The 14,633-nt window shown below is 48.2% G+C and carries 12 protein-coding genes; 10 read left to right on the plus strand and 2 right to left on the minus strand.

What is annotated here, in order from left to right; all coding sequences use genetic code 11:
* The first annotated feature begins 103 nt into the window (after positions 1 to 103).
* The 6 genes from K331_RS32565 to holA all read left to right on the plus strand — a co-directional run bounded on the left by K331_RS32565 (position 104) and on the right by holA (position 7,992).
* Positions 104 to 697: a ComEA family DNA-binding protein gene (locus tag K331_RS32565; RefSeq protein WP_028588718.1), complete on the plus strand. Its 594-nt coding sequence runs from the start codon at positions 104 to 106 to the stop codon at positions 695 to 697.
* A gap of 58 nt (positions 698 to 755) precedes the next feature.
* Positions 756 to 1,274 carry a deoxycytidylate deaminase gene (locus tag K331_RS0100195; protein ID WP_018887964.1) on the plus strand — a complete coding sequence of 173 codons (519 nt, stop codon included), beginning with the start codon at positions 756 to 758 and terminating at the stop codon, positions 1,272 to 1,274.
* A 166-nt stretch (positions 1,275 to 1,440) separates the two neighbouring features.
* Entirely contained in the window at positions 1,441 to 4,191 is a 2,751-nt protein-coding gene (locus K331_RS0100200; RefSeq protein ID WP_051289512.1) for a ComEC/Rec2 family competence protein, read from the plus strand.
* 538 nt (positions 4,192 to 4,729) lie between these two features.
* Positions 4,730 to 5,278, plus strand: a complete 549-nt coding sequence (locus K331_RS0100205) for an RNA polymerase sigma factor (RefSeq protein WP_018887962.1) — start codon at positions 4,730 to 4,732, stop codon at positions 5,276 to 5,278.
* Positions 5,275 to 6,672 carry a zf-HC2 domain-containing protein gene (locus K331_RS0100210; protein WP_028588720.1) on the plus strand — a complete coding sequence of 466 codons (1,398 nt, stop codon included), beginning with the start codon at positions 5,275 to 5,277 and terminating at the stop codon, positions 6,670 to 6,672. Before K331_RS0100205 ends, K331_RS0100210 begins: the two co-directional genes overlap by 4 nt.
* Positions 6,673 to 6,960: 288 nt before the next feature.
* Complete coding sequence (gene holA / locus K331_RS0100215; protein WP_028588721.1) at positions 6,961 to 7,992, plus strand: DNA polymerase III subunit delta; 1,032 nt, start codon at positions 6,961 to 6,963, stop codon at positions 7,990 to 7,992.
* 108 nt (positions 7,993 to 8,100) lie between these two features.
* Here holA and rpsT read toward each other — a convergent pair whose 3' ends face one another.
* Positions 8,101 to 8,373: a 30S ribosomal protein S20 gene (gene rpsT / locus K331_RS0100220; RefSeq protein ID WP_018887959.1), complete on the minus strand. Its 273-nt coding sequence runs from the start codon at positions 8,371 to 8,373 to the stop codon at positions 8,101 to 8,103.
* 269 nt (positions 8,374 to 8,642) lie between these two features.
* Positions 8,643 to 9,248 (minus strand): FmdB family zinc ribbon protein, encoded by a 606-nt coding sequence (locus K331_RS0100225; RefSeq protein WP_226383513.1) that lies wholly within the window; start codon positions 9,246 to 9,248, stop codon positions 8,643 to 8,645.
* A 318-nt stretch (positions 9,249 to 9,566) separates the two neighbouring features.
* Here K331_RS0100225 and gpr point away from each other — a divergent pair, with 318 nt between their 5' ends.
* From gpr to lepA, 4 genes are all read left to right on the plus strand, one after another.
* Complete coding sequence (gene gpr, locus K331_RS0100230) at positions 9,567 to 10,562, plus strand: GPR endopeptidase (protein ID WP_025680346.1); 996 nt, start codon at positions 9,567 to 9,569, stop codon at positions 10,560 to 10,562.
* A gap of 183 nt (positions 10,563 to 10,745) precedes the next feature.
* Positions 10,746 to 12,059: a stage II sporulation protein P gene (locus K331_RS0100235; RefSeq protein ID WP_028588723.1), complete on the plus strand. Its 1,314-nt coding sequence runs from the start codon at positions 10,746 to 10,748 to the stop codon at positions 12,057 to 12,059.
* A 147-nt stretch (positions 12,060 to 12,206) separates the two neighbouring features.
* Entirely contained in the window at positions 12,207 to 12,653 is a 447-nt protein-coding gene (locus K331_RS0100240) for a hypothetical protein (protein ID WP_036633815.1), read from the plus strand.
* A gap of 82 nt (positions 12,654 to 12,735) precedes the next feature.
* Entirely contained in the window at positions 12,736 to 14,550 is a 1,815-nt protein-coding gene (gene lepA / locus K331_RS0100245; RefSeq protein ID WP_028588725.1) for a translation elongation factor 4, read from the plus strand.
* Positions 14,551 to 14,633 lie beyond the last annotated feature (83 nt).

The raw sequence follows: 14,633 nt of genomic DNA on the forward strand, positions 1-14,633 counted from the left end.
ACGTTTATGAAGGAATTCAGGATTGGATTGAAAAAGGGAGCAGACTATAGACTGGGCATTGCAGGATGGAACTTACATATGAGGACGAGAAAGGATGACAGGCTTGAAGCGAGGAACAACATTAGCCGCTGTTGTACTAGCTGTACTCGGCAGTGGGTTTATTTTATTCTCCGGAGGCGAGAAGCCACATGAGGAAGTATGGAAGCCTCTGAATCAGCAACTTGAGCGGCAGCTTGAACAATCCTCCGACAGCGGATTGCCTGTAGCGGAAGCCAAGTCTCTGTCGCAGAACACTTCGGTTACTCCGTCGGTAACCTCAACCATGAATACTGCCGGGGAGCGTATAGAACCAAAAGCTCAAGAAGGCAATAATTCTGATAAGGGTGAGCACCCGACTCCGTCTATGGTAGTTGGTGAAGCGGCGGGAGCGAAAGAAGCTGTACAGAACACGGCTACGATAACGGCAGCATCTCCTACAGAGCAGGGTGTTCATGTTATTGCAGATGGCAAAATAAATGTGAATACAGCGTCGCTCGATCAGTTGATGGAGCTTCCGGGCATCGGCGAGAAAAAAGCACAGGCTATCATGGATTATCGGACACGGCACGGTGCCTTCAGACAAGTTGAGGACCTGGAGAATGTGAAGGGAATTGGTCCGAAAATGCTGGAGAAGATGAGGCCATACGTCGGTCTGTAATTACGGCTTGACTTGATGATGATGTATATCTATTCCTGTTACAGGAGAGCGAATAAATATGAGCTTAACGATACGAAAAGACTGGGATACGTATTTTATGGATATTGCCTATATGGTATCTACACGCTCCAGGTGTTCACGCCGTCATGTAGGTGCTGTATTGGTACAAGGCAAGAAGCTACTCGGAACTGCATATAATGGAGCTCCCTCTGGCGTGCCAGATTGCTCGGAAGCTGGCTGTATGATTTCGGAGGAAATCGAATTGGTTATGGTTGACGGGAATGAGGAGCATGTAAAGAAACAGCGGTGTATCCGCACAATTCATGCTGAGCAGAACCTGCTACTGTTCACAGACCGCTCTGACCGCGAAGGGTCGACTGTATATGTGACGGATGAGCCATGTTGGACCTGCTCCAACATGCTGGCCAATAGCGGTATTGTGGAAGTTATCTATCATAGGCCATATCCAAAGGATACGCGGAAGGTACAGCAGCTAATGGAGCAAAAAGGGATTGCCTTTCGACAAATAGTGGACTATCATCCTCCGCAAGAGACTCTGATGAAGATTCAGGATTAGACAGGTAACGAGAGGCTAAGTTGTATGACTACAGGCAAAGGGCTGTAGGATGCGAGAATACACTGCTACTTATGTTAGAGGAGGAACCTCTGAGCGACGATATGTCGCCCGGAGGTTCCTTTTTTTGTTCCATAGAAATCGTCAGCATAAGAAAGGGAGGTGTACCATGCAACGAAGACTCTTGGTATGCGTGACCGTGAGTTGGATTGCTGGCAATGCAATTGCTTGTATGTATTCTGGACGTGAGTTGCTCCTGATCTGGATCGGATTGTCGATAGTACTGGCTGCAGTACTACTAATCTTGCGTGTCCCCGTGCAAAGAGGCTTATTGCTATGGGTGACTCTGACGATTGCCGGATTATACTGGGAATGGAATGACAGCCACAATTCCAGTCAGATACCATCCATATTTCATCATACGGTACTAGAGTCTGCCATTTCTGCGACTGAACAGGGAGAATCTGTAGTTGAAGCTCAATTGGTAGTTGAAGATCAATCTGTAGTCATTGAAGGCAATATAGCCTCTGCGCTCAAGATTGATGGAGATCGGGTGCAATTTCAGATGAAAATGAGCCAGATCCAGGCCGATAACCAGACTCAGCCACAAGCTCTAGGTGAACTTGTCCTGGTACAAATCAGATTGGCAGTTGTAGAGGAACAGTCCATTGCTAACCAATGGCAAAGAGGAGACTTGATTCGCTTGCAAGGGACCTTGAAGCAACCCTCTCCTGCTAGAAATTATGGTGGATTCGATTATAGAAGGTATTTACATACGCAGAGAATACACTGGATCGTGAAAGCAAATGGAATTAATGCAGCGAGCGTCACACCGCCATCAGGCTGGAACCAACATACACTGCTACGCTGGAATGATGCCCTCAGAAATAAACTGGGCGGACAGATGGACGCAGTGTTTACAAGCCCTGTTCAGTCAGGCTATATGAAGAGCCTTGTACTTGGCGTGACAGAGGATATGGATGCCGGAGTGTATGATGAATTCACTCAGTTGGGATTGACACATGTACTAGCGATTTCTGGTATGCATGTTGCCGTATTTACAGCGGGACTATCCTTCTTATGCAGATTGATCAGGCTTCCACGTGAGCATACTTTATTGCTGATGCTATGGGTTGTCCCTGGTTATGTACTGATTTCCGGTGGATCACCATCGGTTGTTCGAGCAGGCATAATGGCGATGCTTGGACTATATGCAGCCAGGAAGGGCATTCTGAAGGATGGTCTGAATATATTATGTGCAGCTGCTCTCGTCATGCTTCTATGGGAACCCTATTTCCTACTGAGTGTAAGCTTTCAGCTCTCATTTCTTGTAACCGCCGGATTAATCATCTACGGCCCTATTCTAAGACCGTTGTTTCATGGCTGGAAGGAGGGGATTGGAGGGGCTGCCTCGGTGACTATTACCGCTCAACTGGTTTCCTTTCCGTTAACCATTTATTACTTTAATCAATTCTCTCTGTTGTCACTTGCTGCGAATTTTGCCTTGGTGCCGGTAATAACTTCAATAGTGATGCCTTTAGGTGCTGCTGCACTCTTACTTGGCTTCGTGTGGCAACCAGCCGCGGTGGTTGTAGTTTGGCCCGCCGAGAGGTTGAATGAATTAAGCTTTGTCATCATTGAATGGGTGAACGGTTATGGTGGAGCAGTTAACATCTGGCCTTCCGTTTCTCTTCCCTGGCTTTGTGCTTATTTTGTAATCCTGTATGTTTTGCTGCGTCAGATGATGAGATGGATCGATGCATGCAGATCATTGAACTCGCACAGTCAAGATATGACAGCTCCTCTCTCCCAATCCAATGAGCGATATGGATGGGTTCGCTCTCTGTTCCATTCCCGCCGGCCTACACATGCGGGGGCAGCTAATACCATGTCATCGTTGCCGCTTGCGGCTGTCCCGGAATGGTCCGTGACATGGCGTCCACCTGCGGCTGCTTATGCCAGAAGTCGAATGACTAAAGGCGCTTATATCCGTCTAACACTCACATTGCTATCATTCATTATCTTGCTGGTGACGGGATATCAGACACCGACTTATGGCGGTGCGGGTCTGGTGCAATTTCTGGATGTTGGGCAGGGAGATAGTATTCTGATTACGACACCAGCAGGCAAGCATATATTGGTCGATGCGGGTGGGACGATGGACTTTGCGCAGGGTAAAAATGCCTGGAGAAAGAGGAAAAAGCCTTATGAAGTTGGAGCGCAAACGGTCGTACCTCTGTTAAAGCAAAGAGGTGTGCATCAACTGGAAGCCGTGATCGTTACTCATGGTGATGAAGATCATGCTGGAGGGATGAGGGCAGTGCTGGAGCAGATCCCCGTTAAAGCTTTTATATTTAATGGAACATTAACGGGGAAAGCTCCTGACCAACTGATTACATTGGCTCTTGCCAAACAGATTCCTATATATTCAGCTTATAGTGGTCTTACCTTGGAACCAGATTCTCATACGAATCTCCGATTCTTGGCCCCTGACATGCGGGGGGAAGAGGTACCTACCCGAAAAGAACAGAATGCCGAATCCGTAGTATTCTACCTTGAAATGGGGGGAGTCTCCTTCCTCTTGACCGGAGATACGGTAACGTCTGTGGAGAAGAGTATGGTTGAAGCACTGATGCAGAAGGAGGGGCATACGATGATACCAGCAAAAATGATTGATGTACTGAAAGTTGCTCATCATGGAAGCAAGACATCTACAAGTATGGAGTGGCTTTCCTATTGGAAGCCTCGCAATGCTGTCATATCAGCAGGGGTCAACAATGCATATGGACATCCAAATGAGCAGGTGCTGAAGCGAATCGAAGCCTATGGTTCGCGTATTTTCAGGACGGATCTTATGGGGGAGGTTCAGTTCAGAGCCAAGGATGGCTTGCTGGAATACCGCCATAAGCTTGTACAGTAGTTGTAGTAGAAATGTCCCGATTAGGGAAAGGTAGCGGATCAGTTGGCAATCAGTTGGCGGACATATGCTGCTCAAGCTCGTCACAGGTGACTAGTCTTCTTTTTTCTGTTATTCTTAGATAAGCTTTCCGTAGGGCCATTTACTTCGGATAATATGCTATTTTATATTGAGCTAGCTGGAATATAATAGAGTGCGGCTCAGACTGACTGAGCTTCTCGACATATGTTACTATTAGTTCATGGGTCCTGAAATGTGTCCCTTCATACATAGGTCCTGTAAGGTTGCTACTCATTTGATCCAGGCTGTTCTTGGGGCCTAATTCTTTGGACTGCAATCGACAGTATGTTCTTTCAGAGAAGCCTCTTGTTGATGTGTAGAACCCCAGGTATAGCCAATGTGGGAACCCAAAAAATGAAGCTCGGCAGCCAAGGTATTTCCAATAATTACTCTTAACAAAATGAAAAAAATACAGAGTTCGGGTGCAACAATCTAAAATCTGAATCCGTCTGTAATATTAACAAGGAGAGGGGGATCCCTTGTGGTAGAGCAGGAGCTCATCAGAGCTGCTCAATCTGGCGATCGCGACGCACTAGTTACCCTTTTAAGAGAAATAGAACAGCATGTATATCGAACTGCCTATTATATCCTGAATAATGAGCATGATGCTATGGACGCTGCTCAGGAGGCACTGATCCGGATTTATTCCAAGATCAACTCCTATGAAGAGAAAGCCCAGTTCAAGACGTGGGTGCAGCGCATAGTGACGAATATATGTATTGACAAATTCAGGCGCACAAAGCCATCGGTGTCCATGGATGAGCATGAATTAGTATTTAGTGATTCGCAAAACGTGGAGGCTGAGGTGCTAACGACCTATATGGCACAGGATGTTCGAGAAGCGATTAACCTGCTGCCCGAGCATCATCGTACGGTTGTTGTGCTCCGTTATCTTCAGGATTTTTCTTACAACGAAATTGCCGATGCACTTGATCTGCCTTTGAATACCGTTAAATCTTATTTGTACCGTGCAAGACAGCAGCTTCAGGGGCTGCTCCAAGAATATCAGAAAGGTGGTGTATCAGGATGAAATGCGATGATGTGATGGACTGGATGCAGCGTTATGTTGATCACGATCTGGGCGAAGATGAGACGGTACAGCTGTTGAAGCATGTAGCCCAGTGTGATGACTGTGCAGAGAAGTTCGAAATTCTGCAGGCGTTGTCCCAAGAGCTAGAGCAGCTGCCTGCCGTCACGCCCAAGTTCAGTCTGGTCGATGCTATCATGCCTCAACTGGATGCGATCGACGAAGCTCGCAAGGAACAGAGTAGTACATTGCAGGAAATGAAACCAATGTCTGCTCAGCAGGAGCCAAGCGGTATGAAACGTAGCAGACCACTTCCATGGTGGAATCGCACAGGTGGACGAGTTACGATCGGCGTAGCCGCTGCAGCGGCTGTACTTGGAATCGTCGTGATGACCTACCAACCTCAAGAACTCCAAAATGCAGACGTTATGTCAAGCCAATTGCAGCAGGAAGACAAAGGATTGACGGAGACGAGTAACGGAAGTGGATCTGCACAGGAGCCCTCCGTATCCGACGATATAAATTCCACGTCACCTGCAGATGAAGGCGTGAAGGCCAAGGATTCAACGGGCGAAGCTGTGGAGCGTGAAAATGGCGATCAGCCTGCACAAAATGAAGCCCCGCCATCGGATGATAAATCCCAGCCAGCCCAGTCCTCAGCAGGAGATAATTCTCCAGCCGAAAGGTCTTCTCGTACAGGCGAAGAACCAAGCTCCAAGGAGAGTGGCAGGCCGGCGGCCTCTGACTCCACAGATTCTAAGAAAGAGGACCCTGCTTCATCCTCCCAGCAAGAGTCGAGTGCCAACAGTCGTTCACTTCTCTCACAAGAGGTGGATCAGCCGGCAGAGAGTACCCATGCAGATGAACCTCCTATGGATAAGGCACCAAAAGCTAATCCAGAATTGAATGGAGACATGGCTTCTTCTGAGCAGCAGGAATTCAGCCATAATGACATGCTCATTCAGGAAATTCAAATTAACGAGGATCCTGAACTCATGATGTCCATTACAGGAGATAGTCCAGCTAGCGGAAGTACGGATACATCCAGCAACACTGGAAATTCTGGAAGTGCTGGTAATACTGGCAGTACTCCTAGCTCTAGTGATACCGGGGCAACCAAGGGCAATACAGGTTCAGCAACTACCAGTAGCAGCGGAGGGGCAGCAACGAATTCGCCAGACGGGCAATATTCAGTTGTTGTTGAAGGAAAGAAGCTTACCGTGTATCAACTGACGAATAGTGGCGCTGGCAAAGTATCCATGGAGGTCCGAACCTTGAACGGAACATGGGTATCAGGCAACTGGTCTGACGATAGCAAGACCTTCACTTATGAGACAGAGCAAGACGGGATTACCAGCAAATATACCTATACCGTGCCTCGTTCGGCAGGTCAGTAATGGTACAATTACGCAAAGACTCGATGATTATCTAGGTGAAAGAGCTACAAATATGCTGTATTGGCTAGCACGGGGCGAAGCTCCCGGCTGGCCTTTTTTTTGAAGATAACAGAATTTATAAGTTTTCAGCGGGGCTGAATCATTCATTATTTGTAAGAATCCTGCAGCAAAAGCGGTCAGTTCTTTGTGAAATTACGCCAATAGTCGTTGTACATATGGGACTTGTTGTGCGAGCGCTCTTTCCCCAACAGCTGATATCTGGTAGGATAAATCGGTGGGGGTGTTGGAATGGACGTTAAATCAGCGATGCAGGCTATTCGCAAAGGAAAAACTGCCCCGATCTATGTGCTGTATGGTACGGAGAAATATCAGATGAAGCAGTTCCTTGATACGCTGAAGGAGCAAATGATTGAGCCAGATCACCAGGAGTTCGCGGTGGCATCATATGATCTGGCGGATACGCCGATTGAGGCTGTAGTGGAGGAAGCGAACACGGCGCCGTTTCTCGTGCCGAGCAAGCTTATAACCGTGCGTGACTCCAATCTGTTGTCGGCTGCCAAGGACAATAGCAAGATCGAGCACCGGATTGAGACTTTGCTGAGCTACATTGAACAGCCAGCGGAATATAGCGTCATCGTCTTTGTGGTCTATGCAGACAAGCTGGATGAGCGTAAGAAGCTTGTGAAGCAGCTCAAGAGCGCGGGTGTAGTACTGCACTTTTCTCCGCTTGGTAGTGATGATCTACTGCAATGGATCAGTCATAAGGCACAAGAACAGCAGGTCATGCTGGACACAAGTACAGCGGAGCTGCTGATTCGTTATGCAGGCACTGGGCTTGAGACATTGGCTGCTGAGATCGATAAGCTTTGTCTGTATGCCGGCCGGGGCGGGACTGTAAGCAGCTCTGATATTGAGGAGCTTGTGCCACGAAGTACGGAACAAAATGTGTTCGTCATGGTGGAGGAGCTGGCCAATCTGCGTATTCAGAATGCGCTCGCAATCTTCTATGAGTTGCTGAAGCAGAGGGAGGAGCCCATCAAGATTGCAGCGCTGATTACAAGGCAATTCCGTATCATGCTCCAGGTCAAGGAGCTTATGCGCCAGAACTATTCGCAACAGCAGATTGCTGGACAGCTGAGCCTTCATCCCTATGCGGTGAAGATCGCTGGAGAGCAGGCGCGGCGCTTTAGCTTGCAGCAGCTTAGCAGCATGCTTCATGAGCTGGCTGAGTTGGACTATCGTATGAAGAGCGGTCAGATTGATAAAGTGTTGGGGATTGAGCTTCTGTTCCTGAAGCTAGGAGCGGGTCAGTCCGCTTAGGAGTGCTGTGCAAGCGAGCCTCTGCAGCAAAAGCATAGAAACAACCAAAAAATCCTGATCCAGCACGGGCTGGTCAGGATTTTTGTCATCATCATATGAAGAAGCGCATTACGCTTGAGCTTTCAGAGCGTTCAACTTTTTAGCCAAGCGGGATTTTTTGCGAGCTGCAGCGTTTTTGTGGATCAGGCCCTTAGTAGCGGCTTTATCCAGCTTTGTGGAAGCAGCTTTGAAAGCAGCAGCTGCAGTTTCAACTTCGTTGCTAGCCAGCGCAGTATCAGCAGCTTTAACTGCAGTACGAAGCGCGGATTTTTGCGAAGCATTCAACGCACGACGCTTTTCAGACGTTTTTACGCGTTTAACAGCGGATTTAATGTTCGGCATTCCATTCACCTCCTGTAAAGGCATTACTATGAACACAAACGTTTCACAACTTAAAATATTTTAGCATGAGCCTATGTAAAATGCAATACAAAACATGGATAAGTACGTTACTTCAACCCAATAATCTGTATTTCCTCACGGCTTATGCGATAAAAATATATTATGCGGCATATGGGCGAAGTTTTCAACTGTTATTTATGCAAAAATTATTTCAATGGATGAATACGCCTTTTGCTAATTCTGGGCCCCTGTTATTGCTGTCGTTGCGCTTATTTGTATTGCAGCTTCTTCAACGTCCGAACGACATCAGCTCTATTCTTGGCTTGCTTCATATAAGCAGGTATGGTGTGAGATGCAGTTCTGAGAGGTGTAGCATAGCGCCTAACCCGCAAATCTGCCGACACGTAGGAGATTAGATAATTCAAATGAGCTCGATTCATGGCCCATACGACTTTGCCGCGCACATAGTCCAGAAAATATAACTCCAGATGAAAGACTGGATCGCGCCCATTTCGAATATCCGGGTAACATCCTTGATACGCTGGCTTGCGGTGTAGCTCACATAATTGAGTCCATCCGCAATGGGGACAGGGCACATGAGCCGATTTGTGCAGGGTACGTTTCTCATCCTTTATTTGTACATTGAACCAGCGCTCGCAGCTTGTGCAGACCTTCTTGGCATAATACTGATATAAAGGTTGCTCTATTTGTCGGGTGAAGCACTGTGTGCAGCGCCACTCCAATTGACCGTTCTTACTCAGAATGTACGCATGTCCATCACACTGTCTGCATTTGACATCCACTTGCTCTCCCCGGCGGAGAATAACATAGAAATTGTATGTAAAGCCCACTTCATCCTCAAATCGCTTCAACAAGACTCACCTTCTTATTGATCTTTGTCCTTGTACCTTGATCGTATTAAGTCTGAGTATGGAGCTGTTGCAAGCGGTGATCCCTATCAACCGCTGTTAAGATTGACGTTTCGATCAAGGCACTATCCTACCTAGTACCTCAGATTATAAGGAAGTCTGCTATTCAAAACAAGAAACGTATGGGTGGGAGCAGAAGACGACCTAATGTATGTTCTAATGTACGGTCTAATGTGTAGTCTAATGTGTGGTCTGATAAATGATGCATAAAGTTGGCATCTCTCCAGCACAATAAGAGGAACATGTGTATAGAGGAGGATAATGATGGAGCTGGATTTGCAGAAATACTCCGTTCGGACGGATTTGGCCATAGAAGCGAAAGAGCTGGCTGGCAAGGGCCGTGAGCAGTCTATACCGGGTGTCTGGGAGCAGGTGGAGAATGAAGACGATATTCGAATTACGAGGCTGGATGTAGAGAATGAAGAAGGAGCTAGTCAAATTGGTCGGGTCGTGGGGCATTATGTAACGCTGGAGGTCCCTAAACTGCGGGAGGGTGATACACCTCTTCAGGATCAGGTATCTATGGTGCTTGCTAGAGAGATGGAACAATTCATGACCAAGATAGGGATTGGACCGAAGGCCAAAGTATTGGTGGTTGGACTCGGTAACTGGAATGTCACACCGGATTCATTGGGGCCTCTTGTAGTTGAGAATCTCATGATTACGCGGCAGTACTTCGAATTGGTGCCTGATCAGATCAGCCCCGGATACCGCGAAGTGAGTGCCATTGCACCAGGGGTGCTGGGTATCACAGGCATCGAATCCAGTGAAATCGTGCAAAGCATCGTTGAGCGCACTCGTCCTGATCTGGTGATTGCAATTGATGCGCTTGCTTCCCGTTCCCTGGAACGGATCAACACGACCATTCAGATTGCGGATATTGGCATTCATCCCGGTTCTGGTATCGGAAATAAGCGTAAAGGCATTACGAAAGACATCATGGGCATTCCATGTATCGCGATTGGGGTACCAACAGTATGCTATGCTTCGACCATCGTGAATGACTCCATTGAATTAATGAAGTCTCATTTCGGTGCTAACACGAAACGAGCTATTCTAGGTATGCTCGACGAGATCTCCGAGCAGGAGCGTCTCATGCTGGTGAAGGAGGTCTTGCAGCCGCTCGGGCATGACCTGATCGTGACACCTAAGGAAGTGGACAAGTTCATTGAGGACATATCCAATATTATAGCTACGGGATTGAATGCCGCATTGCATGAAGCGGTCGATCCTGGTAATGTTGCCGCTTATACGCATTGAGCCGTTGATTGTTACTTTACGTATTCGATGAACGATAAGACACAAGGGACCGCATTCCTCTCTGGAGGAAATGTGGTCTTTTTTTCTACTGTTTTGTTCTAGTATCTTCCATTCGTTCATAGAGTTGAAGTATGAGAGATTCCCTGGTAGAGCTTAAGTGGGAAGAAGGAGGACATCCCTGAGATGAGCAAATATCAAATCTGGAACGTTGCAAAATGGAAGAGTACAGGGCTGAGAATCTTGAGTATGGGGCAGACGCTGATTGCGCTAATGGTTGGTACAGCTGTGCTATTTGTGCTGCTAGGTCTCGGAGGACTGGTGGAGCAGCGCATTCAATCCTCTCCCGTCTCGTCTATGAAAGGCTTTGCGTCGTCAGTTCCTTCTGATTTTTTTGCAGATATGCTAGGTATGGAGATTCCCCATCTAAGTGCAGATAAAAAGGTATCCGTCCTGTCTGGAGAGCAAGTAAGTACATTCGCATTTCAATTGCTGACCGGTGTAAATCCACAGGATCCCAAAAGCCTTATTGCCAGGGAGATTCCTGGAATGGCCTCAGGTAATCCGGTCCTGCTGCGCTCCGGCTCAGGGAATCTACAGGTGGAGGCACCAGAGGATTATCAGCCAGATCCGGGCTTGGTCGATTCGTCACATGCTGAGGATGGTGAAGCTGCTGGTCCTGATGGAGGTGGCTCAGGTGCTGGTGCTGGTGATGGTGGTTCAGAAGGCACGGGCGGAGGTACGGAGGGGGCAGATGGATCAGGCCCAGTCAAGAACCCTTCATCTATTGACTCTAGCAAGACAAAGGGCCCTGTAACCAAAGAAGTACTAATCTACCATTCTCATCCGCGAGAAGCGTACAACCCACTGCTTAGCTCAGCAAGTACGAATCCGAACTCCGCCTCCCCTAAGGCCACAGTGAACAGAGTGGGGGATTATGTAGCCAAAAGGTTGGAGCAGCAAGGGGTCGGTACGTTCCATGCTCAGGAGGACTATGTGACGACAATCCAGGATTACAACTGGAATTATTCTTATAAATACTCACGCCAGACCGTGAAGGAAGCGATGAGTATGAATAAGCAGCTTACTTATCTGATTGACATCCATCGTGATTCACAGCGCCATGCCAAGACTACTGCGACGATTAATGGCACGGGATATGCCAAGCTCTATTTTATCATCGGTCATGACAACAAGAACTGGCGGCAAAATGAAGCATTTGCCAATCGTATACATGCGAAGCTCGAACAAAAGTATCCGGGCCTGTCACGAGGAATCTGGGGCAAGGATAAAGGGGGAGGGAATAACGGCGAATATAATCAATCCCTGTCCCCCAATGGCATCCTGGTGGAGGTTGGTGGCATTGATAACAATGATGAAGAGCTAAAGCGCACATCCGAGGTGCTGGCCGATGCGATTGCAGAAGTGTATTGGGAGGATCAGGCCGCGGTGAAAGCGAGCGCGCCTCTTCCAGAGGCGCCTGGAACAGACAAACATTAACGAGCAGATAGGAATAGAGCGGATAATAATAGGTTCATGGCTTAACCTCATAGCTTGAAATCATAAGCTGGAATTCATCAGCATATTTACACTATGTCAAATGAGGTTGTTCACAAACAAGCAAAGTTATGTTGGGAGGAAATAATCATGGCTCGCTTCAGAACCAAGGCTATCGTATTTACCTGTCTGGTTGGCATGGGTATGCTGTTAGGGATGCAATTGGCTGGATCGGGGCTGCGCACGGTATATGGACCTACATGGGATCAGTCAGAGTCCGCCCGGGAACAAGGTACCATGAGTCAGACGGTAATGACCCAGACAGCTCCGATCGCAACGGAAGTAGCACAGGTGCCATCGCAGCCGATCTCGCAGCCCACGGAGCAATCGTCGACAGTGCAACCACAGGTGCCGATCAAGCAGACGGTAGTTGATGCGAGCCTGACAGAAGCGAAATTTGTTCCACTTGTTCCTGTCGCGAAGAGCAAGCAAGCCTCGGTTGACGTCATGGCGGATAAAACAGCAGGCCTCCTGCAAAAGCTATCCAAGAAAGGGATTCATCTGGTCGTCTCCATGTTCGAAGGAGTGACGGAGTAGAAGCTTCCACTGTTCATATTGAAGCCTTACTCTTCAACTGGTATAATGAAGCGATTGACACTAGGTGGTGTGGGGGTAAGGCATGACAGACATTTTGGCAAGACAGCAGAAAATACGAAACTTTTGTATCATTGCACATATAGACCATGGAAAATCAACCTTGGCGGACCGTATTCTTGAGTATACGGGTGCTCTGACCTCTCGTGAAATGCAGGAACAGGTGCTCGACCAGATGGATCTGGAGCGCGAACGCGGCATCACAATCAAGCTGCAGGCGGTACGTCTAACTTATAAGGCAGATAACGGAGAGGAATATATCCTGAATCTGATAGATACACCAGGACACGTCGATTTTACGTATGAGGTATCCCGTAGCCTTGCGGCTTGTGAGGGCGCTCTGCTCGTAGTGGATGCGGCTCAGGGAATCGAAGCTCAGACGCTCGCAAATGTGTATCTGGCGTTGGATAATGATCTGGAGATTCTGCCGGTCATTAACAAGATTGACCTTCCTAGTGCGGACCCTGACCGGGTGAAGCAAGAGGTTGAGGACGTTATTGGCCTGGATACGAGCGAGGCTGTTCTGGCATCTGCTAAGGCAGGGATCGGGATCAAGGAGATTTTGGAGCAAGTCGTAAAGGCAATACCTGCTCCACAAGGGAATCCTGATGCGCCACTGAAGGCGCTGATCTTTGACTCACACTATGACCCGTACAAGGGTGTAATTGTGTATGTGCGAGTAGTTGATGGGAAGATTAAAGCAGGCTCCAAGATCAAAATGATGGCAACGGACAAGACCTTTGAAGTTATCGAGGTCGGTGCCTTCAAGCCGCGTATGAGCATTGTGGACGAGCTGAATGTCGGTGATGTTGGCTTCATCGTAGCTGGAATCAAGCATGTCGGTGATACGCGTGTCGGGGATACGGTCACCGATGCCAAGAATCCGGCTATCGAGCCGATGCCAGGCTACCGTAAGATCAATCCAATGGTGTATTGCGGATTGTATCCAATCGAGACCTCAGACTACAATGATCTGCGTGAAGCGCTGGAGAAGCTGCAGTTGAATGATGCTTCCCTGAGCTTCGAGCCAGAGACCTCCAGCGCCCTGGGCTTCGGCTTCCGCTGTGGCTTCCTTGGCCTCCTGCATATGGATGTCATTCAGGAGCGGATCGAACGGGAATTCAATATTCCTCTTATTACGACGGCACCGAGCGTTATCTATCGAATTCAATTGACGGACGGCTCGATGATCCAGATTGATAACCCTTCGAACTATCCAGAGGTTGGGCGTATTGATTATGTTGAGGAGCCGTACGTAAAGGCGGGAATTATCGTTCCTAACGATTATGTTGGAACAGTTATGGAGCTGTGTCAGTCCAAGCGTGGTGAGTATGTGAACATGGAGTACCTGGATACGACTCGTGTTACGATCACATACGAGATTCCACTATCCGAGATCGTCTACGATTTCTTTGATCAGCTGAAATCCAGCACGAAGGGGTATGCTTCCTTTGACTATGAGCTATCAGGCTATCGTCAGTCCAATCTGGTCAAGATGGACATCCTCCTGAATGGGGAGCAAGTGGATGCGCTGTCCTTCATTGTGCACCGTGAACGTGCATATCATCGTGGCCGCATTATTTGTGAGAAGCTGCGTGAGCTCATTCCACGTCAGATGTTCGAAGTGCCGATTCAGGCTTCTGTGGGTACGAAGGTTGTTGCCCGGGAGACGGTTAAGGCAATGCGGAAGAACGTGCTTGCCAAGTGCTACGGTGGTGACATCTCCCGTAAGCGTAAGCTGCTCGAGAAGCAGAAGGAAGGCAAGAAGCGGATGAAGCAGGTCGGTAATGTAGAGGTGCCTCAGGAAGCCTTCATGGCCGTACTGAAAATTGATGAGTAGCCAATATACCAAGGGAAAGCCTTCAGGCTTTCCCTTTCCAAATATACGGGCCGATTCTTGATTGGCGGAGTCTGGTTCAGCAG

It is taken from the genome of Paenibacillus massiliensis subsp. panacisoli DSM 21345 (assembly GCF_000426545.1).
GTDB classification, from domain to species: Bacteria; Bacillota; Bacilli; order Paenibacillales; family Paenibacillaceae; genus Paenibacillus; species Paenibacillus panacisoli.

What these genes read in the sequence shown, in the direction of transcription:
- holA (WP_028588721.1), top strand. Translation starts at nt 6,961, where the DNA reads ATGGACGTTAAATCAGCGATGCAGGCTATTCGCAAAGGAAAAACTGCC.
- lepA (WP_028588725.1), top strand. Translation starts at nt 12,736, where the DNA reads ATGACAGACATTTTGGCAAGACAGCAGAAAATACGAAACTTTTGTATC.
- K331_RS0100195 (WP_018887964.1), top strand. Translation starts at nt 756, where the DNA reads ATGAGCTTAACGATACGAAAAGACTGGGATACGTATTTTATGGATATT.
- K331_RS0100235 (WP_028588723.1), top strand. Translation starts at nt 10,746, where the DNA reads ATGAGCAAATATCAAATCTGGAACGTTGCAAAATGGAAGAGTACAGGG.
- K331_RS0100210 (WP_028588720.1), top strand. Translation starts at nt 5,275, where the DNA reads ATGAAATGCGATGATGTGATGGACTGGATGCAGCGTTATGTTGATCAC.
- gpr (WP_025680346.1), top strand. Translation starts at nt 9,567, where the DNA reads ATGGAGCTGGATTTGCAGAAATACTCCGTTCGGACGGATTTGGCCATA.
- K331_RS0100240 (WP_036633815.1), top strand. Translation starts at nt 12,207, where the DNA reads ATGGCTCGCTTCAGAACCAAGGCTATCGTATTTACCTGTCTGGTTGGC.
- rpsT (WP_018887959.1), bottom strand. Translation starts at nt 8,373, where the DNA reads ATGCCGAACATTAAATCCGCTGTTAAACGCGTAAAAACGTCTGAAAAG.
- K331_RS0100200 (WP_051289512.1), top strand. Translation starts at nt 1,441, where the DNA reads ATGCAACGAAGACTCTTGGTATGCGTGACCGTGAGTTGGATTGCTGGC.